General features: G+C 68.0%; 14 protein-coding genes and 1 pseudogene. 9 read left to right on the top strand and 6 right to left on the bottom strand.

The window, feature by feature from the left end; all coding sequences use genetic code 11:
- The first annotated feature begins 306 nt into the window (after window positions 1-306).
- The 9 genes from AC2YG9_RS20530 (at window position 307) to AC2YG9_RS20570 (ending at window position 17,491) form a co-directional block, all read left to right on the top strand.
- Window positions 307-8,058: a hypothetical protein gene (locus AC2YG9_RS20530; RefSeq protein WP_487299863.1), complete on the top strand. Its 7,752-nt coding sequence runs from the start codon at window positions 307-309 to the stop codon at window positions 8,056-8,058.
- Between the two features lie 139 nt (window positions 8,059-8,197).
- Entirely contained in the window at window positions 8,198-9,448 is a 1,251-nt protein-coding gene (egtB, locus tag AC2YG9_RS20535) for an ergothioneine biosynthesis protein EgtB (protein ID WP_487299864.1), read from the top strand.
- A complete protein-coding gene (egtD, locus tag AC2YG9_RS20540; RefSeq protein WP_487299865.1) occupies window positions 9,445-10,395 on the top strand; it encodes an L-histidine N(alpha)-methyltransferase in 951 nt (316 codons plus the stop codon). Before egtB ends, egtD begins: the two co-directional genes overlap by 4 nt.
- Window positions 10,396-10,508: 113 nt before the next feature.
- Complete coding sequence (locus AC2YG9_RS20545; RefSeq protein ID WP_487299866.1) at window positions 10,509-13,259, top strand: beta strand repeat-containing protein; 2,751 nt, start codon at window positions 10,509-10,511, stop codon at window positions 13,257-13,259.
- Window positions 13,260-13,398: 139 nt separating this feature from the next.
- Window positions 13,399-14,367, top strand: a complete 969-nt coding sequence (locus AC2YG9_RS20550; protein WP_487299867.1) for an acetyl-CoA carboxylase carboxyltransferase subunit alpha — start codon at window positions 13,399-13,401, stop codon at window positions 14,365-14,367.
- 74 nt (window positions 14,368-14,441) lie between these two features.
- Window positions 14,442-15,203 (top strand): hypothetical protein, encoded by a 762-nt coding sequence (locus tag AC2YG9_RS20555; protein ID WP_487299868.1) that lies wholly within the window; start codon window positions 14,442-14,444, stop codon window positions 15,201-15,203.
- Between the two features lie 118 nt (window positions 15,204-15,321).
- On the top strand, window positions 15,322-15,930 hold the full coding sequence (locus AC2YG9_RS20560; RefSeq protein WP_487299869.1) for a response regulator: 609 nt from the start codon (window positions 15,322-15,324) through the stop codon (window positions 15,928-15,930).
- Window positions 15,927-16,385: a hypothetical protein gene (locus tag AC2YG9_RS20565; protein ID WP_487299870.1), complete on the top strand. Its 459-nt coding sequence runs from the start codon at window positions 15,927-15,929 to the stop codon at window positions 16,383-16,385. The genes AC2YG9_RS20560 and AC2YG9_RS20565 overlap by 4 nt, the downstream gene beginning before the upstream one ends.
- Window positions 16,386-16,489: 104 nt before the next feature.
- The gene (locus AC2YG9_RS20570; protein WP_487299871.1) at window positions 16,490-17,491 is read left to right on the top strand and encodes an NAD(P)H-dependent flavin oxidoreductase; all 1,002 of its coding nucleotides are present in this window, start codon (window positions 16,490-16,492) and stop codon (window positions 17,489-17,491) included.
- Here the strand turns inward: AC2YG9_RS20570 and AC2YG9_RS20575 are convergent, their stop codons facing one another.
- The 6 genes and pseudogenes from AC2YG9_RS20575 to AC2YG9_RS20600 all read right to left on the bottom strand — a co-directional run.
- Window positions 17,492-18,301, bottom strand: a complete 810-nt coding sequence (locus AC2YG9_RS20575) for a DUF7847 domain-containing protein (protein ID WP_487299872.1) — start codon at window positions 18,299-18,301, stop codon at window positions 17,492-17,494.
- A 52-nt stretch (window positions 18,302-18,353) separates the two neighbouring features.
- The gene (locus AC2YG9_RS20580; protein WP_487299873.1) at window positions 18,354-19,304 is read right to left on the bottom strand and encodes an alpha/beta fold hydrolase; all 951 of its coding nucleotides are present in this window, start codon (window positions 19,302-19,304) and stop codon (window positions 18,354-18,356) included.
- Between the two features lie 141 nt (window positions 19,305-19,445).
- On the bottom strand, window positions 19,446-19,877 hold the full coding sequence (locus AC2YG9_RS20585; RefSeq protein WP_487299874.1) for a hypothetical protein: 432 nt from the start codon (window positions 19,875-19,877) through the stop codon (window positions 19,446-19,448).
- Window positions 19,878-19,931: 54 nt separating this feature from the next.
- Complete coding sequence (locus tag AC2YG9_RS20590) at window positions 19,932-20,282, bottom strand: hypothetical protein (protein WP_487299875.1); 351 nt, start codon at window positions 20,280-20,282, stop codon at window positions 19,932-19,934.
- Window positions 20,283-20,460: 178 nt separating this feature from the next.
- Window positions 20,461-20,805 (bottom strand): hypothetical protein, encoded by a 345-nt coding sequence (locus AC2YG9_RS20595; protein ID WP_487299955.1) that lies wholly within the window; start codon window positions 20,803-20,805, stop codon window positions 20,461-20,463.
- 121 nt (window positions 20,806-20,926) lie between these two features.
- Window positions 20,927-21,214: pseudogene (locus AC2YG9_RS20600) on the bottom strand (response regulator transcription factor); the annotation flags it as partial.
- Window positions 21,215-21,302 lie beyond the last annotated feature (88 nt).

Consider the following 21,302-nt stretch of genomic DNA (forward strand, 5'->3'; position numbering starts at 1 on the left):
TACGGGTGCGACGGCCTGTCGCACTTGGTTAAGAGGCGCGGCGAATTGTCGCGTCCTTGGGGGCGGTTATCAGCCAAGATCGTCCAGAATCGCGGATTATTCGGTCGGATTGCCGACAAACGAGGTGGATGCGCCACTCGCCCGAGAAGCATGGTCCCTAGGCGACCGCCGGTCCGTGAGTAGGATTACCGCCCAAACTGACGGGGCTGGTGTCGGTTTCGGGGGAAATGGGTCGTGTTTTTTGCACTGCCGCCGCCCGCCGGGATGCTCTAGCCGACCGATAGCGCAATCTGGGGGCACCACATCATGGCTGATATCGTCGGCGACAACGGCCCGAACATCCTGCCCGGCACGACGGGCGATGACACCATCAGCGGCCTCGGCGACGCCGACACCCTGCAGGGGTTGGAAGGCAACGACGTCCTCAATGGCGGCGGCGGAAGCGACACCCTGGACGGCGGCGCGGGCACGGACACGGCGACCTACGTTGACGCGACCGAAGGCGTGGTCGGCAATGTCTTCAGCGTACAGACCCTCTCGGGCAGCGAGACCGACACCCTGATCGGCATCGAGAACCTGATCGGCTCGAACTTCGGCGACCAGCTGGTCGGCGACAACAGCGCCAACGTCCTTTCCGGCCGGGGCGGGGTCGATGTGCTGATCGGCCAGAACGGCGACGACATCCTCAACGGCGACGACGGCGACGACGTCCTCCGCGGCCGCAATGACAATGACATTCTCAACGGCGGCGCCGGCGACGACTTCCTGCAGGGCGGCGAAGGCAACGATGTGATGGACGGCGGCGACGGCATCGACCGCGCCAACTTCTTCCTCAGCCAGGCGTCCGACGCCCAGGTCGGGGCCACCGTCGACCTCGGCATCCAGGGCGTGGCCCAGGACACCGGTCACGGCATGGACACCCTGATCGGCATCGAGCACGTCTCGGGCACAACCCTGGCCGACACCCTGACCGGCAACGCCGGCGCCAACTGGATCTGGGGCCAGGGCGGCGGCGACACCCTGAGCGGCGGCGACGGCAACGACCTGGTCGAAACCGGTTCGACCGGCGCCAACACCCTCAGCGGCGGCAATGGCACCGATACCGCCAGCTTCTTCAACAACAACGACTTCACCAGCGGCGTGAACATCAGCCTGGCGCTGCAGGGCTTCGTCCAGACCGTGGCCGGCGGCGGCTCGGTCGTGCTGACCGGCTTCGAGAACCTGTCCGGCTCGACCTTCGGCGACAGCCTGTCGGGCGACGCGGCGAACAACGTCCTGGCCGGGGCCGAGGGCAATGACACCCTGATGGGCGCCGACGGCGATGACCAGCTCTACGGCGACGGCATCTACCGCCTGAACTCGGCGACCGGCGCCTCGGGTCCGATCGGGTTCGAAACCGACCTGACCCTCAATCCGGCCAACGGCGCCGTGGCGGGCAATGACACCCTGATCGGCGGGGCGGGGACCGATCTCCTCGACGGCGGCGCCGGCGACGACCTGCTCTATGGCGGTCTTGGCAATGACAACATCGCCGGCGGGGCCGGCGTCGACACCGTTTCCTACGAAGACATCTCGGTCGCCAACGGCATCGGGGTCGGCGTCTATCTCTGGCGGGCGGAGAACGTGAACCGCAGCCAGGGCGACGGCGGCTTCGACATCATCACCGGCGTCGAGAACGTCGTCGGCTCGCAGATCTCCGACACCCTCGAGGGCGACGGCGCCAACAACGTCCTGACCGGCCTCGGCGGCAATGACCTGCTGGTCGGCCACGGCGGCGACGACACCCTGGACGGCGGGGCGGGCGAAGACTTCCTGCGCGGCCGCGACGGCAACGACATCGCCTATGGCGGCGCCGACAACGACTTCTTCTCGGGCGGCGAGGGCAACGACCTGATGGACGGCGGCGACGGCTTCGACCGCGCCAGCATGTTCCTGTCCCTGCCCACCGACATCCAGGCCGGCGCCACCGTCGATCTGGCCATCACCACGGCCCAGGACACCGGCCATGGCATGGACACCTTCATCAGCATCGAGCACGTCTCCGGCACCATCTTCGCCGACACCTTCTACGGCAACGCCGAGGCCAACTGGATCTGGGGCAACGGCGGCGGCGACGCCCTCGACGGCCGCGACGGCGATGACCTGCTGGAAACCGGCTCGGCCGGGGCAAACGTCCTGACCGGTGGCAACGGGACGGATACGGCGAGCTTCTTCAACAACAACGATTTCACCAGCGGCATCGTCGCCTCCCTGCTGCTGCAGGGCGTGGCCCAGGCCACAACGGGCGGCACGGTTACGCTGAACAGCATCGAGAACCTGTCGGGCTCGGCCTTCAACGACACCCTGACCGGCGATGCCGGCGCCAACGTCCTGGCCGGCAACAGCGGCAATGACATCCTCGACGGCGGCGACAGCAATGACGTCCTGCTCGGCGACGGCGCCATCCGGATGACCAGCAACCAGGGCGGTTCGGGTCCGATCACCCAGACCAGCGACCTGGCGGTGTTTTTCAACAACCCGGCTTACAACGGCGCCGACACTCTGCGCGGCGGGGCGGGCAACGACACCCTCGACGGCGGCGGCGGCGACGACCTGCTGCTGGGCGGCCTGGGGAACGACGTGATCACCGGCGGCGACGGGATCGACACCGTTTCCTACGAGGACATCTCGGTGGTGAACGGCATCGGGGTCGGCGTCTACCTGCTGCGTCCCGAGAACGTGTTCCGCAGCCAGGGCGACGGCGGCGGCGACATCATCACCGGCGTCGAGAACGTCATCGGCTCGCAGATCTCCGACACCCTCGACGGCGACAACAACAACAACGTCCTGACGGGCCTGGGCGGCGACGACCTGCTGATCGGCGAGGGCGGCGACGACACCCTGCACGGCGGCGCCGGCGAGGACTTCCTGCGCGGCCGCGACGGCAACGACATCGCCTACGGCGGCGCCGACAACGACTTCTTCTCGGGCGGCGAGGGCAACGACCTGATGGACGGCGGCGACGGCTTCGACCGCGCCAGCATGTTCCTGTCCCTGCCGACCGACATCCAGGCCGGCGCCACCGTCGACCTGGCCATCACCACGGCCCAGGACACCGGCCATGGCATGGACACCTTCATCGCCATCGAGCACGTGTCCGGCACCACCTTCGCCGACACCTTCTACGGCAACAGCGGCGACAACTGGCTGTGGGGCACAAGCGGCGGTGACTACCTCGACGGCCGCGACGGCAATGACCTGCTGGAATCCGGGATCGGAGCCAACACCTTCATCGGCGGCAATGGCGTCGACACCGTGCGGCTGTTCGACAACACCAACCCGCCGCTCAACGTCACCGTCAACCTCAACCTTCAGGGCGCGGCCCAGGACACCGGCCAGGGCCTGATGACCCTGAGCGGCATCGAGAACGTCGCCGGCACGGTCGGGGACGACACCCTGATCGGCGACAGCGCCAACAACACCCTGGCCGGCGCCCAGGGCGCTGACATTCTGCAAGGCGGCGACGGCGCCGACCTGCTGCTGGGCGACGGCGACATCCGGATGCTCTCCACCCAGGGCGGTTCGGGTCCGATCACCGTGATCGAGAACCTGGCCACCCAGTTCAGCAACCCGGCCTACATCGGAAACGACGTCCTGGACGGCGGCGCGGGCGACGACCGGCTGGTCGGCGCCGGCGGCGATGACCAGCTGACGGGCGGCACGGGGAACAACACGCTTGAAGGCGGCGACGGCGAGGACCGTGCGGTCTACACCGCCGCCACCGAGGCCGTCACCGTTATCCTCAACACCGGCGGTAACGGCTTCGCCAGCACCGAGGGGGGCAGCCTGAACGACACCCTCAGCTCCATCGAGGCGGTCGAGGGCTCGGATTTCGGCGACTTCATCCGCGGCAGCGCCGGCAATGAAAAGCTCTACGGCGGCGCCGGTCAGGACACCGTTCGCGGCGAAAGCGGCGACGACGACGTCCGCGGCGGCGATGACGACGACTTCGTGCGCGGCGGCAACGGCGCGGACCTGGTCTACGGCGACGACGGCAATGACTATGTCCACGGCGGCGAGGGTGACGACACCATCGACGGCGGTGACGGCGCCGACCGCGTGGCCTTCTCGCTGCAGCCGTCCGAGGTCCAGGTCGGGGCCACCATCGACCTGAACATCCAGGGCGTGGCCCAGGACACCGGGCATGGCATGGACACCCTGATCGGCATCGAGCATGCGTCGGGGACCATCTACAACGACACCATCGACGGCAACGCCGACGCCAACTGGCTGTGGGGCCAGGACGGCGATGACCTCCTGCTCGGCAACGAAGGCGATGACCTGCTGGAAGTCGGGACGGGCAACCACACCGTCGACGGCGGCGTCGACAACGACACCCTGATCTTCAGCATCCAGGGCGAAACCCCGACCAACATCACCTTCTCCCTGGCCTTGCAGGGCTCGGAACAGGCGTTCGGGGCCGGCACCCTCATCGCCAGCGGCATCGAGAACCTCTCGGGCCGGGACGGCGACGACTTCCTGACCGGCGACGAGCAGGACAACATCATCGCCGGCGGCTCGGGCGGCGACACGCTTGAAGGCGGCGAAGGCGCCGACCTGCTGCTCGGCGACGGCATCTACGGCATCAGCGGCACGGCCGGCTTCAGCGGCGAGATCCTCTACGAGGAAGACAACGCGGCCGCCGAGAACAACCCCGCTCTCAGCGGCGATGACCTGATGTTCGGCGGCGACGGCAATGACCGCATCGTCGGCGGCGCGGGCCTCGACGAGCTGCACGGCGATGCGGGCGACGACACCCTCGAAGCCGGGGCCGGCAACGACATCATCGATGGCGGCGCCGACTTCGACACCGCCGTCTTCACCGGCGCCCTGGCCGACTACGTCACCTTCATGCAGGACGGCGAGCTCTACATCACCGACCTGCGCGTCGGATCGCCGGACGGCACCGACCACCTGATCAGCATCGAGCTGGCCCAGTTCCGCGACGGGACCAAGACCGCCGCGGAACTGGCCCAGACGGCGCCGGGGGCCAATACCGACATCCTGCAAACCACGATCGGCATCGCCTCGTCGATCGACGCCTCGCTGCTGCTGCTCAACGACGAGTTCGCGGCGGACGATCTCAGCCCGACGGTCACGGCCGTCTCGGGCGGCGACGGCGTCACCGTCAGCCTTGTGGACGGCAAGCTGGTGATCGTCGCCAGCAGCGTCTCGGGCGGCTCGTTCAACTACACCGTCACCGGCGCCTTCGGCTCCTCGCAGGGCACGGTGAACGTGCTGCCGGTGTCGACCAACGCCTCACCCAACGTCGTGTCGCCGTCGGTTTCGGCGTCGGTCGTGGCCGTCGACTTCCAGGGCCAGGGCGGCAACGACACCCTGACCGGGACCAGCAACGCTGACCATCTGGTCGGCGGCGCCGGCAACGACATCCTCAACGGCGGCGCCGGCGCCGACGTCATGGAAGGCGGGACCAACAACGATACCTACGAGGTGGACGCCGCCGGCGACCTGGTCGTCGAACTGGCCAACGAGGGCGACGATCTGGTCGTGGCCGGCATCGACTACACCCTGACCGACAACGTCGAGCGGCTGACCCTGACCGGAACCGCCATCCACGGGACCGGCAACGCCCTGGTCAACACCCTCACCGGCAATGACCAGAACAACATCCTCGACGGCGGGGCGGGCATCGACACGCTCAGGGGTGGCCTGGGCAATGACATCTTCATCGTCGATCACCAGGACGAGGTCGTCAGCGACACCGGCGGCGTCGACACCGTCCAGACGGCGCTGAACGCCTACTATCTGGTCGCCACCACCATCGAGAACCTGACCTTCACCGGCACGGGCAACTTCCATGGCATCGGCACCTCGCTGGCCAACGTCCTGACGGGCGGGGCGGGCGACGACATCCTGTTCGGCGGCGCGGGTGGCGACACCCTGATCGGCGGCGACGGCAACGACACCCTCTATGTGGCCCAGGGGACCGACGTGACGGTCGAGACCCTCACCGGGGGCATCGACACGGTCGTCACCGACATCAACTGGACCCTCGGCGAGAACATCGAGATCCTGCGCGGCGACGGCCTCGGCGCCTTCAACCTGACCGGCAACGGGCTCAACAACGAGATCTACGGCAACGCCGCGAACAACGTGATCAACGGCGGCCTTGGCGCCGACCGCATGGAAGGCGCGGCCGGCAACGACACCTATGTCGTCGACGACATCGGCGATGTGGTGGTCGAGGCTGCCGCCGGCGGCACGGACACCATAAACACCACCATCGACTTCACCCTCGCCAACGAGGTGGAGAAGCTGGTCCTCCTGGGCTCGGCCATCGCCGGTACCGGGAACGCGGCCGCCAACACCCTGGTCGGCAACACGCTGAACAACATCCTGGACGGGGCCGGCGGCGCCGACATCCTGCAGGGCGGCCTGGGCAACGACACCTACTATGTCGACAACGCCGGCGATGTGGTCACCGAGGCCGGCATCGGCATCGACACCGTGATCGTCAGTGGCCTGAGCAGCTACACCCTGGCGGCAAACGTCGAGAACATGACCTTCTCGGGCGCCAGCAACTTCACCGCCAACGGCAACACCATCGCCAACGTCCTGACCGGCGGCACGGGCAATGACGTGCTCAACGGCAACGAGGGCGACGACACCCTGCACGGCGGCGGCGGCGAGGACTCGCTCAAGGGCGGGGCCGGCAACGACACCTACTATGTCGACAGCGCCGGCGACACGATCAGCGACGTCGGCGGCGGCATCGATACCATCGTCACCAACCTGAACAGCTACACCATCATCTCCAGCGTCTTCGAGAACCTGACCTTCAACGGCACGGGCGATTTCGTCGGCACGGGCACCTCGCTGGCCAACATCATCACCGGCGGGGCGGGCAATGACACCCTGAGCGGCCTGGCCGGCGACGACACCCTGAACGGCGGCCTCGGCGACGACAGCCTGTTCGGCGGCCAGGGCAACGACACCCTGAACGGCGGCGGCGGTTCCGACACCCTGACCGGGGAAGCCGGCAACGACACCTACAACGTCACCGATGTCGGCGACGTTGTGGTCGAGGCGCTGAACGGCGGCACGGACAGGGTCATCAGCCTGCTGAACAGCTACACCCTGACCGACCACGTCGAGAACCTGACCTTCGGGGACATCGGCGCGGTGACGGGGATCGGCAACGGCCTCGCCAACAGCATCACCGGCGGGACCGGCGACGACCTTCTGGAAGGCCGCGTCGGCGACGACAAGCTGTTCGGGGGCCTCGGCGCCGACGACCTGCTCGGCAACGAGGGCAACGACACCCTCGACGGCCAGGGCGGCGACGACTACGCCGCCGGCGGCATCGGCAACGATACCTACGTCATCGACAGCCTCGGCGACGTGGTGGTCGAGCTGGTTGGCGAGGGGACGACCGATACCGTCAAGACCGCCCTGTCCAGCCTGACTCTCGCCGATAATGTCGAGATCATGCTCTTCACCGGCTCCGGCGCCTTCACGGGCACGGGCAACGCCCTCGGCAACACCATCAACGGCGGCGCCGGCGACGACACCCTGAACGGCGCGGCCGGGGCCGACACCCTGCGTGGCGGCCTGGGTCTCGACACCCTCAATGGCGGTGATGACAACGACAAGCTCTACGGCGAGGGCGGCGACGACGCCCTCGACGGCGGCAACGGCAACGACTACCTCTACGGCGGGGCGGGAACCGACGCCCTGACCGGCGGCGCGGGCAAGGACTTCTTCGTCCTGCAGGCGCTGGCCGACAGCGCCGTCGGGGCCGCCGATGTCATCCTGGACTTCGACGGCGTCGACCAGATCGACCTGCGCCCGATCGACGCCAATACCGGTCTCGCCGCCGACCAGGCCTTCAGCTTCATCGGCACGGGCGCCTTCAACAGCGTCGCCGGCGAGCTGCGCTACGAGTTCGACGGGACCAACACCCATGTCTACGGCGACGTGGATGGCAATGGCGTCGCCGACTTCGAGGTGCTGATCAACGGCGCCCATACCCTGACGGCCGCGCGTTTCCTGCTCTAGGGCGGACGACAATCCGGGAGAGGCCGGTCGCCGACAGGCGGCCGGCCTTTTTCGTTGTGGCGGAACGGCGTTTGGTCCCTATATGTTCTCCTGCACCGCGGCGGAGCGTTGAGCCGTCTTGCGCGTTGGGAGAGGCGGGATGGCATTCGACACCGACGATCGCGAGACGCTGGCCGCATCGCTGGCAAGGGTCCGGCAGCGGACCCTGGATCTGGCCGAGCCGCTCAGCCCGGAGGACATGCAGCCCCAGGCCATGCCTGACGCCAGCCCCACCAAATGGCACCTGGCCCACACCACCTGGTTCTTCGACGAGTTCATCCTGCGCCCGCACGGCTACGCCCCGGAGGCGCCGGAAAGCGCCCGGTTCCTGTTCAACAGCTACTACGAGGCCGTCGGCGAGCGGCATCCGCGCCCCGACCGCGGCCTGGTCACGCGACCGGGCGTTCAGGCGGTCATCGACTGGCGCCTGCGGGTCGATGAGGCGCTCGCCCGGCTGTTCCACGAGGCGCCCTCGGCCCTCGTCGCCGAGCTCGCGCCGCTGCTGGAGCTCGGCCTGAACCATGAGGAGCAGCATCAGGAGCTGCTGCTCATGGACATCCTCAGCCTCTTCGCCCTGCACCCGGGCGCCCCGGCCTACCGCACGGACCTCGCTCCCGCCACCGGCCCCTCGCGCGCCCAGGGCTGGATCGCCCACGACGGCGGACTGGTCGAGATCGGTGCCGGGCAGGGCGGGTTCGCCTTCGACTGCGAGCGGCCCCGCCAGAAGGTCTGGCTCGAACCCTTCTCGCTGGCCGACCGCCTCGTGACCTGCGGTGAGTGGCTGAACTTCATCGAGGATGGCGGCTACGAAAGCCCCGCCCACTGGCTGTCCGACGGCTGGGACCGCGCCCGGGCCGAGGGCTGGCGCAGCCCCGCCTACTGGGAGCAGGCCGACGGGGTCTGGACCCGCCGCACCCTGGCGGGCCGCGAAGTGGTCGATCCGGACGCCCCGGTCTGTCACGTCAGCTTCTACGAAGCCGAGGCCTACGCCCGTTGGGCCGGCGCCCGCCTGCCGATCGAAGCCGAATGGGAGGCCGTCGCCGAGACGCGACCGATCGCCGGCAACTTCCTCGACAGCGGCATCCTGCGCACCGCCGCCTCTGCCGATGAGCAAATATACGGCGACGTATGGCAGTGGACGGCCAGCGCCTACAGCCCCTATCGCGGCTTCGCCCCGGCGGCCGGGGCGGTGGGTGAGTACAACGGCAAGTTCATGTCCGGCCGTCAGGTGCTGCGCGGCGGCGCCTGCGTGACGCCCATGGCCCATATGCGGGCCAGCTACCGCAACTTCTTCGAACCGCACCAGCGCTGGATGTTCTCCGGGCTGCGCCTCGCGAAAGACTGTTCATGAATCAGCTGACCCGCCTGCACCCCGACCTCGAGCGGGCCCTGTTCGCCGAAGACATGATCGCCGGCCTGTCGGCCAGCCCCAAGGCGACGCCGCCCAAGTGGTTCTATGACGCGGCCGGCTCGGCCCTGTTCGGCGAGATCACCCGGCTGGACGAATATTACCCGACCCGCACTGAAATGGCCCTGCTGGCCGAGCAAGGGGCCGACATCGCCAGGGCCATCGGCCCCGGCCGCACGGTCGTCGAGTATGGTAGCGGCTCGGCCGCCAAGGCCGTCGCCCTGCTGGGCGCGTTGGAGGCGCCCGCCGGCTATCTCTGCGTCGAAATCGACCCCGGCGCCGCCCGCGCCACCGCCCAGGCGGTGGCCCAGACCTTTCCCGATCTGCCGGTGCGCGGCGTAGCGGGCGACTTCACCCATCTGTCCGGCGAGGTGACCGCCGGCTCACGGCCGCGCCTGGGCTTCTTCCCCGGCTCGACCATCGGCAACTTTCCGCCCGGGGAGGCCGGGCCGCTGCTGGCCGCCATGCGCGAGCACCTCGGCCCCGGTGGCCAGCTGTTGCTCGGCGCCGACCTGATCAAGGACGCCGCCGTCCTGGAGGCGGCCTATGACGACGCCGCCGGGGTCACCGCCCGCTTCAACCTCAACCTTCTGGAGCGGGCCAACCGCGAACTGGGCGCCGACTTCGACCTTGAAGGGTTCGAGCACCGGGCGGTCTGGAACGCCGCACAGGCCCGCATCGAGATGCATCTGGTTGCGCGCCAGGCCCAGTCGGTAACCATTGACGGGCGCCGCTTCGCCTTCGCGGCCGGCGAGACGATCCACACCGAGAGCAGCTACAAATTCGACGAAAGCCGTTTGAAGTCATTGGCTTCCGCCGGCGGCTGGTCGATCGAGCGGCTGTGGATCGCGCCGGAGTTCCCTTTCGCCCTGGCGCTGCTGACCGCCTGAACCCGTTTACCGCACGCCGATCACGTTTCGATGAACACGGGTTTGCAAAGCGCCTGTGCTCAAAATAGGGTGCCGCCCACGACCCTTCAGGGGCTTGAGCGGAGCATTCTCACATGGCCAACATCATCGGCACCCCCGGCGACGACAACATCGGCGGGACCCCCACGGACGACACCATCACCGGCCTCGAAGGCAACGACATCCTGGTCGGCCAGGGCGGTGACGACATCCTCGACGGCGGTGACGGCGACGACCTGCTGCGCGGCCGCGACGGCAATGACACGGTCATCGGCGGCGGTGGCAACGACTATGTCCAGGGCGGCGAGGGCGACGATGTGATGGACGGCGGCGCCGGCATCGATCGGGCCGCCTTCCTGCTGCTGCCGGGCGACCCGCAGGTCGGGGCGACGGTCGACCTGGCCATCCAGGGCGTGGCCCAGGACACCGGTCACGGCCTCGACACCCTTATCGGCATCGAGCATGTCTCGGGCACCATTTATGGCGACACCCTCAGCGGCGACGGCGGCGCCAACTGGATCTGGGGCAGCGTCGCCGGTTCCGGCGGGACCTCGGGCGATGACGTGTTGTCGGGCCGGGGCGGCGACGACCTCCTGGAAGTCAGCGCCGGCAACCACACCCTCGACGGCGGGACCGAGACCGACACCGTCAGCTTCTTCAGCAACGGCGACATCGGCGCGGCCGGGCCGGCCGGCGTCACCGTCGACCTGCGGCTGCAGGGTGCGGCCCAGGACACCGGCCACGGCCTGATGACCCTGACCGGAATCGAGAACCTGTCGGGGTCGGTGGTCGACGATGTGCTGACCGGCGATGCCGGCGCCAACGTCCTGGCCGGCCAGGACGGCGCCGATACGCTGAACGGCGGCGACGGCGACGACACCCTGCTGGGCGACGGCCAATTCACGATCAGCTTCCTGGCCATCGGCACCTCGGGGCCGATCACCCGCTTCGATGACCAGGGCTTCGCGGCCGACGACGTGCTGAATGGCGGCAACGGCTTCAACTATCTCGACGGCGGCGCCGGCAGCGACACCGTCGATTACAGCGACGCCGAAGGCAGCGTCACCGTCGTCCTGGGCTCCGGATACGGGGAGCGGCTGAACGCCGCCGGCGACGCCATCCTGGGGACCGACAACCTCAACAATATCGAGAACGCCAGCGGCGGAGCCTTCGCCGACGTGCTGCTCGGTGACCCGGGGAACAATGTGCTGAGCGGCCAGGGCGGCGACGACATCATCCGCGGCCTCGGCGGCGACGACGTCATGAACGGCGGCGACGGTGACGACCTGCTGCGCGGCGGCCAGGGCGTCGACAGCTTCAACGGCGGTGACGGCTTTGACCGCATCAGCCTGTTCGAGAACGGCGCCACGGCGGGCGCCTACGTCGATCTCGAGACCCAGCAGGTGCTCAACGACGGCTTCGGCAACGCCGAGACCCTGACCTCCATCGAGGGCGTCGGCCTGGGCACCCTGTTCGCCGACACCTTCCTGGGCAGCAGCGGGGTCAACTTCATCTACGCCGGCACGGGCGACACCGTCGATGCGCGCGGCGGCGATGACGACATCCTGCTGGCCGGGGCGACCTTCACCCTCGACGGCGGAGCTGGCGTCGACAGCCTGGAATTCTCCGCCTTCCGCTTCACCGATCCCGACGCGAACGGCATCCCCGATCAGGAGGAAGCGTTGGGGGGCGTCTTCGTGAACCTGCTGTCCAACCGCATCTTCGATGACGGCTTCGGCGACGGCGGCTTCATCTACAACGTCGAGAACGTCACTGGCACGGACTTCGACGACATCCTGTTCGGCGACGCCCAGAACAACGTCCTGGTCGGCCTGGGCGGCTTCGACCAGATCCGCGCCAATGGCGGCAACGACACCCTGGACGGCGGCGACGGTGATGACCTGCTGCGAACCGGCAGCGGCGACGACACCTTCCTCGGGGGCGACGGCTTCGACCGGGTCAGCTTCTACAACCTCAACGCCACGCAAGGCGTCGTGGCGGACCTTTCCACCCAGACCATCGCCAACGACGGCTTCGGCAACGCCGAGACCATGAGCTCCATCGAGGGCCTGGGCTCCCACACCCGCTTCGTCGACCGCTTTACCGGCAGCGACGAGCGCAACCTGTTCCTGATCGGCGGCGGCGACATCCTCTATGCGCTTGGCGGCGACGACGACATCCAGGTCGACGACGCCCCGGCCCGCATCGACGGCGGCGACGGCGTCGACACCATCACCCAGTTCACCCTGACGCGACTGGTCGACACCAACGCCGACGGCATCGCCGAGGTCGAGACGGCGACCCACGGCGTCACCGTCAACCTGCAGAACGGCAAGATCATCGACGACGGCTTCGGCGGCTCGGGGCGGCTCTACAACATCGAGAATGTCGGTGGCTCGGCGCTGAATGACGATCTTACCGGCGACAACGGGGCCAACGAACTGACCGGCTACGAGGGCGACGACACCCTGTCTGGCCGCAACGGCGACGACGTCCTCGACGGCGGGGCCGGCCGCGACATCCTCAGCGGCGGGAATGGCGGCGACACCTTCGTCTATACCGACATCGGCGACAGCACTGTCGGCGTGGCGGGGCGCGATGTCATCGCCGATATCGACAAGTTCGACGTCATCGACCTGTCGGCCATCGACGCCGACAGCGGCCTGGCCGGCGATCAGGCCTTCACCAAGGTCGCGGCCTTCACGGGCGTCGCGGGCCAGTTGACCGTCACGGCGGCGTCCAAGACGGTCACCCTGGTCCAGGGGGACGTCAACGGCGACGGCGTGGCCGACTTCGCCATCGAACTGTCCGGCAAGCAGTCCGGGTTCAGCAGCTTCGTGTTCTGATGAACCGGAAGGGAAGGGCGGCCCCGTCGGCCGCCTTCCCGACCCATCCTCGGGGCCGGAATCGTGGCATATGGGTTCCATCCGGGGCGGACTGCGACTAGGTTCGCCACCTTTCCCCGAGGGGTGCGTTAGGCGAACCATGGTCCACCATTATCTCGACTTCGAACGGCCGATCGCCGAACTGGAAGGCAAGATCGAGGAGCTGTCCAAGCTCTCCGAGTCGGCCGGGGCCAGCTCCTTCGAGACCGAGATCGACAGCCTGCGCGGCCGACTGGACGAGCTGCGCCGCGAGGCCTACTCCAAGCTCGATCCGTGGCAGAAGACCCAGGTCGCGCGTCATCCGCAGCGGCCCCACTTCGTCGACTTCCTGAGCGGGCTGATCGAGGAGTTCGTCGAGCTGCGCGGCGACCGCAAGTTCGCCGACGACCAGGCCATTCTCGGCGGCCTCGGCCGTTTCCGGGGCGTGCCGGTCCTCGTCATCGGCCAGGAGAAGGGCCATGACACCACCACCCGCCTCAAACATAACTTCGGCATGGCCCGGCCCGAGGGCTACCGCAAGGCCGTGCGCCTGATGGACATGGCCGAGCAGTTCAACCTGCCGGTGCTCAGCTTCGTCGATACCGCCGGCGCCTATCCCGGCCTGGGGGCCGAGGAACGCGGCCAGGCGGAAGCCATCGCCCGCGGAACCGAGCGCTGCCTCACCCTGAAGACCCCGATGATCGCCACCGTCACCGGCGAAGGCATGAGCGGCGGGGCCATCGGCATCGCGGCGGCCAACCGGGTGCTGATCATGGAACACGGCATCTATTCGGTGATCAGCCCCGAGGGCGCGGCCTCCATCCTCTGGCGCGACGGCGCCCGGGCCAAGGATGCGGCGACCCAGATGCACATCACCGCCCAGGACCTGATCAAGACCGGCGTGGTCGACCGCATCATCGACGAGCCGCCGGGCGGCGCCCACAGCGACCCGGCCGAGGCCATCCGTCTGGTCGGCGATGTGATCGAGGACGAGCTGAAGCTGCTGCTGAACCTCAGCCCCGAACAGCTGCTGGCCCAGCGGGCCGAGCGCTACTACGCCATCGGTCGCAAGGCGCCGGCGGACGCCTGAAGACCCCCCGTTTCGGGGGCGCATTGCATCCATCCTCCGGCCATGATCCCCTCGAACTTCAGGGGGGACTGTTTATGCGCCTGATCATCGCTCTCGCCGCCGCTGCTGTCTGCGCGGCGCTCGCCGCGCCCGCCGCCGCCCAAAGCAAGGAATGCAAGGCGTTCCGCAGTGGGCCAGGCTGGGCCGTCAAATACGTTGCCTATACTCGCGCCGACGGCAAGGTGTTCGACACGGTCGCCACCTACACCTACCAGGTCACCTTTCCCGAAAGGAAGTCGACCGACGTCTACGAGGTCAACGTTGACATGGGTCGGGTCAGCAAGCCGGCCAAGGGTGTCGTGATCCTGGAATACGGCAAGCGGCCCGATGGCGAGGCCTTGGGCAAGGTGCTGCTCGCCGCACCTGCCTTTACCAACATGAGCGCGGTGATGAAGGCCGGATTGACGGGCGAAGCGACGCCCGCCTTCGAGCATCGCCTGGTCCTCAAGGCTGGACCGTCGCTGGCCACGGTCTGGACGGTCGATGCCATGAAGACCAAGGCGCCGCCCGCGATGGACGCCTCTCAGTACGAGAACGCCAGCGCCTTGCTGGGCTCTTCCGACATTGAAATGCTGGGCGCCGGAGGGCTGGCCGACGCCCGCAAGGGGGCCGGCATCATTACACAACTGGCGAAGGGCGGCCGCGTCGACATCCTGATGAAAGACTACGGCAAATATGTCTCCGTCGGCGGCTTCGACATCACCCCGGCCACCGCCAAGGCGGCCACCGACGCCGCCGCCGCGGCCAAGGCCGAAGCCGACCTCAGGGCCTCCAAGGGTCAGTGCGTGGCCGGGTAGCTTTCGCCGGCGACGCCTCAAGGCAGTGATTTCTACACTCAAGTCGGGTGAGCGCGTTCGCTCGTTTACCCTTCGGTCACCGGCCTTGGGCAGTTTGCTCCCCGGGACGGGTAGATCAATGGCATTGCCAGGCGCAGCAACGACACCGGTGGCGGGCGAGACCGGCCTGACCATGGGGACGATCTTCAACCTGTCGCGCGCCATCGTCATGGTCGTCGATGACAACAACTACTCCCTGCGCCTGACCACCCAGATCCTGCTTGGCTTCGGCATCAAGACCCGCCACCTGTGCAGCGACGCCCAAGCGGCCGTCGAAATCCTCAAGACCCATCCGGTCGACCTGCTGATCGTCGACTGCGACATGCCGGGGCCGGACGGCTACGACATGGTCTCCTGGCTGCGGCGCTCCAACCTCGAGCCCAACGCCTACGTCCCGACCCTGATGATCTCCGGCCACACCCGCGCCTCGCAGGTGACCAAGGCCCGCGACTGCGGCGCCAACTTCATCATCACCCGGCCGATCACCGCCGGCATCCTGCTGGAGCGCATCCTGTGGATGGCCCGCGACCCGCGCCCCTTCGTCGACGCCGGCGACTATGCCGGTCCCGACCGCCGCTTCAAGGACGAAGCGCTGCCCGAGGGCCAGGCCGAACGCCGCGCCGACCGTCTTCGTGGAAATGCAATCAATCCGCCGGAGACTGAAAGTTCCTCGGAGGGCGAAGCTTGAGCGCCGTCACCATCATCCGCCGCGTCTCCAACCTCTCGAAGATGGTTGGCGAAAGCGGTGGCCGGACCGTCCTGGCCGCCCTGCGCGGGGCCGAGGCCGAGACCGCCGGCCTGCGCGAGGAGGGCCGCGCCATCCTCAGGGAGGCCCTCGAGGCCCTCGACGCCGCCTTCGCCCAGCCGCCCGGCGAGGCCTGGCTGGAGGGCGTCTACCGCGGCTCGTCCAACATCATCGACGTCTGCCCGCCGGACCTGCCGGCGCTCGGCAAAGCGGCGTGGAGCCTCTGCGATCTGACTGACCGCCAGCGCCAGTCGGGCCGGCTGGAGCGGGCGCCCATCGCCGTGCACGTCGAGGCCATCCGCAAGCTCAGCGGCGACATGGACGCCGCGTCCGCCGCGCCCTTGCTCATGGGCCTGGAGGCCCTGCTGGCCCGCGAGGCCGCCCGGAACGGTGGTTGACGGGCGCGTAAATTAGCCCCTTGCCTGACGCCGCGTGATGTTCTGCTAAGCTTGCTCCCAACAAACGTTTGGCATTCGCCGAACTATCGTTTGGGAGACGCACCATGGCCATTCGCACCCGCTTTACCGAGCTGTTCGGCGTCGAGCACCCCATCGCCCAGGGCGGCATGCAGTGGGTCGGCAAGGCAGAGCTGGTCGCCGCCGTCGCCAACGCCGGGGCGCTCGGCTTCATCACCGCCCTGACCCAGCCGACGCCGGAAGAGCTGGCCAAGGAAATCCAGCGCACCAAGGATCTGACCGACAAGCCGTTCGGCGTGAACCTGACCATCCTGCCGGCCATCAAGCCGCCGCCTTACGCCGAGTACCGCGCCGCCATCATCGAGAGCGGCATCACCATGGTCGAGACCGCCGGCTACAAGCCGCAGGAGCACGTCGACCACTTCAAGCAGCACGGCATCAAGGTCATCCACAAATGCACCGCCGTCCGCCACGCCCTGTCGGCCGAGCGGATGGGCGTCGACGCCATCTCCATCGACGGCTTCGAATGCGCCGGTCACCCCGGTGAGGACGACATCCCCGGCCTGGTGCTGATCCCGGCGGCGGCCAACAAGGTGAAGATCCCGATGCTGGCCTCCGGCGGCTTCGGCGATGCGCGCGGCCTGGTCGCGGCCCTGGCGCTGGGCGCCGACGGCATCAACATGGGCACCCGCTTCTGCGTGACCAAGGAGGCGCCGATCCCGGAGAGCTTCAAGCTGCAGATGGTGGCCAATGACGAGCGCCAGACCGACCTGATCTTCCGCACCCTGCACAACACCGCCCGCGTCATGCGCAACGCTGTCAGCCAGGAAGTGGTCCAGATCGAACGGGCCGGCGGCGCCAAGTTCGAGGACGTCCAGCACCTGGTCGCCGGCACCCGTGGCCGTGACGCCCTGGCCAACGGCGACACCGACGGCGGCATCTGGTCGGCCGGCATGATCCAGGGCCTGATCGACGACATCCCGACCTGCAAGGAACTGGTCGACCGCATCATCAGCGAAGCCGAAGACCTGATCCGCGGCCGCCTGGAAAGCATGGTCTCCAGCCCCAGGCTGGTGGCGGCGGAGTAATCAGTCGAAGACGTCGGAGACCGCGCGGGCGCTACTGCTCGCGCGGATTTCCGCATAGGCGACCGCCGGCCCCAGGCCGCTGACAAAGGCGACCAAGCCGATGAATGCGATCAGCGCCACGGCCAGCGCGACGCTCACCACGATGTAGAGAGGTGAATCGCCGTTCTCACCGGTGTTCAGCATATCAATGGCCGGGCCGCCCATGCTCAAGGCGTAGACCCCCAAGGCTAACAGCAAGGGAACCAGGGCGCCGGTAAGCAACTGGTAGCCGAACAGTCGCCACCGGACCCCTTCGGTCAGATCGACACTCCGGGAAATGGCCTTGAGCGGGTTGACGCCCTCGACCACCCGGGCCGGTACCGCCAGGCTGACCACCACCGAGGCGATGATCCCGGGAATGACCAGCAAGATTATGCCCAGCCCGACCATCACGGTCTGGATGACCTGGACGACCATCGTCAGCGGCGTCTGGCGCCATAGAACCGACCAGGCATCGCCAAAGCGGGCAGGGCGGCCCTCCTGTTCGCAGTCGGCGGCATGAGCGGCCAGCGGGGGAGCGGTGGAAGTGGCCAGGACCAGGGCGCCGAACCACAGCGAGACGACCAACGCGTCCGGCGGCGCCTTGCCTTCTGAGTTGATCACATAGTCCCAGTAGGTCGAGGCCAGCACCAGGAAGGCAGAGAAAAACAGTCCGACGTGTGAGACTACCACGAACACAATGCCCGGCAGGCTGTAGCGCAGCAGGACCCGCCCGAACCGGCGCAGAGCCGCAAAGACGCGAAACTTCGGACCTTGAACGCTGTCGGACATGACTCCCCCGCCGGGAAGCTAGCGGCCCGAGTTGCCGGCCGCCAGCGCGGAGTCAGGCGGTGGCCGTCTTCCGGGGGGCGAACAGGTCGGCCCACAGGAAGCGGGCGGCATCCACGGCGTCGCTCAGCCGTTCGCCCAGTGTTGCCAGCACCGGCCGCTGTTGCGGCAGGCAGGCTTCCAGTTCGGCGATCAGGGCGTCGGCCGGCCCGTCGTTCAGGAAGTGGTTGGCGCCCGGTACGCGGCGGAACCGCATCGGCCGCAGCGTGCGAACTTCCTTGACCAGGTTCTCGGCCGTCTCGATCGGCGCGAAGTCGTCCAGATCGCCGTGGATCAGATGGATCGGCACGCCGATCCGTTCCAGCGCCTGGCGCATGTGGATCAGCTGGCCCGGCTGGCCGGCGACTTCCAGCACGGCGTTGCGCAGGTCGCGCGGAACGGGGAGGAAGCGCAGCAGCAACTGCCCGACCTTGACCAGCATGCGGGCCGTCGGCCCCGGATCACCGAGGTAGCCGCTCAGCAGCACCAGCCCGGCCAGCCCCTTGGGCCGGCTGGCGGCCATCAGGCTGGAGATGGCGGCGCCGTAGGACTGGCCGACCAGCAGCAGCTTCTGGCCGGGCGCCACCTGCAGCAGGGGCATCAGGGCCTCGGCCTGGACACGGATGTCGCCGACGTATTCCACCGGCTCGCTGCCGGCGTAGCCGGGCCGGTCGACGACGGTCATCTCGCGGTCCTTGGGCAGGGCGGCCAGCACCGGCGCCCAGTATTCGGCCCAGCTGGGCGCGCCGGTGACGACGACGATCTTCCAGGGAGCGGGCTTGTCGCGCGGGGTGGTCAGGGCCGACAGGGTCCAGCCGTGGTCGCCGCCGCAGGGCATGCTGATGCGCTTGACCACGCTCTCCTCATAGAGCTCGTGGGTCGGCACATGCTCGAAGCGCCCCGCAAGCCCGCTCTCGACGCAGGCCCAGCCCAGTTCCAGCACTCCCTTGGGGCGTTTACGCGCCACGATCCGTCTCCTGTTTGCGCCCGTGTCCCTGCGGGGAACTCAACGCCGATGTGGGCGCAGGGTTCTCCGAAACAACCGCCGGGTCATTGATCTTTTTTGTAATGTGGCGCCGGCGCCCTGAACCGGGGCTGAAGGGCGGGTTCAGGCGGTCGTCCGGGTCAGCCGCTTTTCTCGCAGCATGTAGGCGATCGTCCCGCACAGCAGGGAAATCAGCAGGAGGTGGCCGACGATGTTCAAGCCCGTCATGTAGACGTAGCTGGTGATCTTCATCTGCGCCCAGAAGGCGAGGTGAAGCAGGACGCTCAGGCCCTGCACGGCGGCCGCGAACAGCGGCCACCAACGGTCCGCGGTCAGGGCGAGGATCACGTAGACGACGAACTGGAAGCTATCCAGCCAGAGCACCGAGAACTGGACATCGGCCCAGCGCCGGTCAGGCAGCAGGAATGTGGCGATGGTGGTGACGAGGATGAACAGGCCGGCGAACCGCTCCGGCCGACCGCCCTTCCACATGGCCAGTCCGGTGACCAGGAAGGTGACGCTGAAGTTGAAAATGAACCAGAGCGGCAGTGACACGAAAAAGGGACCCCAACGTGTGGAGCCCCTTTCTGGCGCCGATCAGGCGATCTGTCAGGCGGCTTTTACCTCGCGCAGGTGGACACCCGTCGGCAGCGGGTCGGTCTCGGGCTTGTCGTTTCCCGGCCCCATGTGCGTGCGCAGTCCCAGCTGATCACGCGCGACCGCCAACGCCTTGTGGGTGTCGATGATGGTGCGGCGGGCGCGGGTCAGATGGGCCAGGGTCTCGGTGGCGCCTTCGAAAGCGTCCTGGGCGTACATCACCGAGAGATTGGCTTCCTTGCGGGCCGACGGCATGGTCATGGCCAGGCCGGCCACCGCCGCCAGGGCGATGTCGAGCGCGTCTTCGGCTTCAAAGAGTTTGGTGGCCACGGCCTCGGCGGCGGTGCGTCGTTGATGCAGCATAGTCCCCTCCTGATACGCCCCCCGTCCGGGGCGTTGCTGTGAAGTCCGGGCGACCCGCCCGGATCACGTCAGGGGCGGATCAGTTGTTGCAGGGCGACCAATCCCGAAAGGGCGCCGCCGAAGGTCATCGCCGCGATCACCATGATCAGGACGATGAGTCCGAGCCGTTGGATCGGCCCTAGAGAATTGAGCTGTCCTCCGACCCCGGCGGCGCGAAGTCCCCATCCATCACCGCGAAGGCCGCGCAGAGGATCTCCCGCAGCACCATCTCGGGCGGCAGCCAGCGGCTCTGCTTGCGGACCGCGGAAATCAGTTCGGGCGTCGCGGCGGCCATCGCCGGGCCCGACGACAGGCTGACGAGCTGCCGTTCCAGCTGCTCCCAGGTCCAGACGGGCAGGGGCGTTCCGCTCTGCGGGGCCTTCTGGAAGGAGGCCTCGAACCGATCCACTTCCTGCTTCATCCACAGCGCCTGGCTGAGGCCCGGCGTCGCGATACTGGCCTGGTGGTCGTTGGCGGGTGTCATGGTCGGCTCCGTGTTCTGGAGCCAAGGTTGCGTCGGCGTCGGCGTCGTTCGCCATGACGCCCGTCATGCCTGACACGCCGTGTGTCATGCCATCTTCGGCGGTTCTCAGCAGCCGCGCGGCGGCGAACCGGTCATCCATGCCCAGCCGCTCAAGGGCGTTGCGAACATGGTTCGAGACGGTGTGGTTGGAGAGGCCCAGGCGCCGGCCGATCTCCTTGCTGCTCAGGTGCTGGTCGACCAGCCACAGAATCTCACGCTCGCGCTTGGTCAGCCGACCGAGCTTGTCGTCGCCCTGGGGTCTGTTGTCGTCTGTCCCGTCCATGCGAAGTGCTCGGCGTTTCCCCATACCGGGCGTTTTGGTCCACCGCAGGTTCCGTTGCGGCCTCCAGACACCCCCGGCTGTAACCATAACCCAGTTCCGCGTCGGACTAGAATGATCTTTCTAGACGTCTCCTCTAGATCGTGAGGCCATTCGCCGCTCCCCCGGCGTCACGACA

This window comes from Caulobacter sp. SRI_014, assembly GCF_057586315.1.

Coding starts and splice junctions, on each gene's coding strand:
- AC2YG9_RS20530 (WP_487299863.1), top strand. CDS start 307: ATGGCTGATATCGTCGGCGACAACGGCCCGAACATCCTGCCCGGCACG.
- egtB (WP_487299864.1), top strand. CDS start 8,198: ATGGCATTCGACACCGACGATCGCGAGACGCTGGCCGCATCGCTGGCA.
- egtD (WP_487299865.1), top strand. CDS start 9,445: ATGAATCAGCTGACCCGCCTGCACCCCGACCTCGAGCGGGCCCTGTTC.
- AC2YG9_RS20545 (WP_487299866.1), top strand. CDS start 10,509: ATGGCCAACATCATCGGCACCCCCGGCGACGACAACATCGGCGGGACC.
- AC2YG9_RS20550 (WP_487299867.1), top strand. CDS start 13,399: ATGGTCCACCATTATCTCGACTTCGAACGGCCGATCGCCGAACTGGAA.
- AC2YG9_RS20555 (WP_487299868.1), top strand. CDS start 14,442: ATGCGCCTGATCATCGCTCTCGCCGCCGCTGCTGTCTGCGCGGCGCTC.
- AC2YG9_RS20560 (WP_487299869.1), top strand. CDS start 15,322: ATGGCATTGCCAGGCGCAGCAACGACACCGGTGGCGGGCGAGACCGGC.
- AC2YG9_RS20570 (WP_487299871.1), top strand. CDS start 16,490: ATGGCCATTCGCACCCGCTTTACCGAGCTGTTCGGCGTCGAGCACCCC.
- AC2YG9_RS20575 (WP_487299872.1), bottom strand. CDS start 18,301: ATGTCCGACAGCGTTCAAGGTCCGAAGTTTCGCGTCTTTGCGGCTCTG.
- AC2YG9_RS20590 (WP_487299875.1), bottom strand. CDS start 20,282: ATGCTGCATCAACGACGCACCGCCGCCGAGGCCGTGGCCACCAAACTC.
- AC2YG9_RS20595 (WP_487299955.1), bottom strand. CDS start 20,805: ATGACACCCGCCAACGACCACCAGGCCAGTATCGCGACGCCGGGCCTC.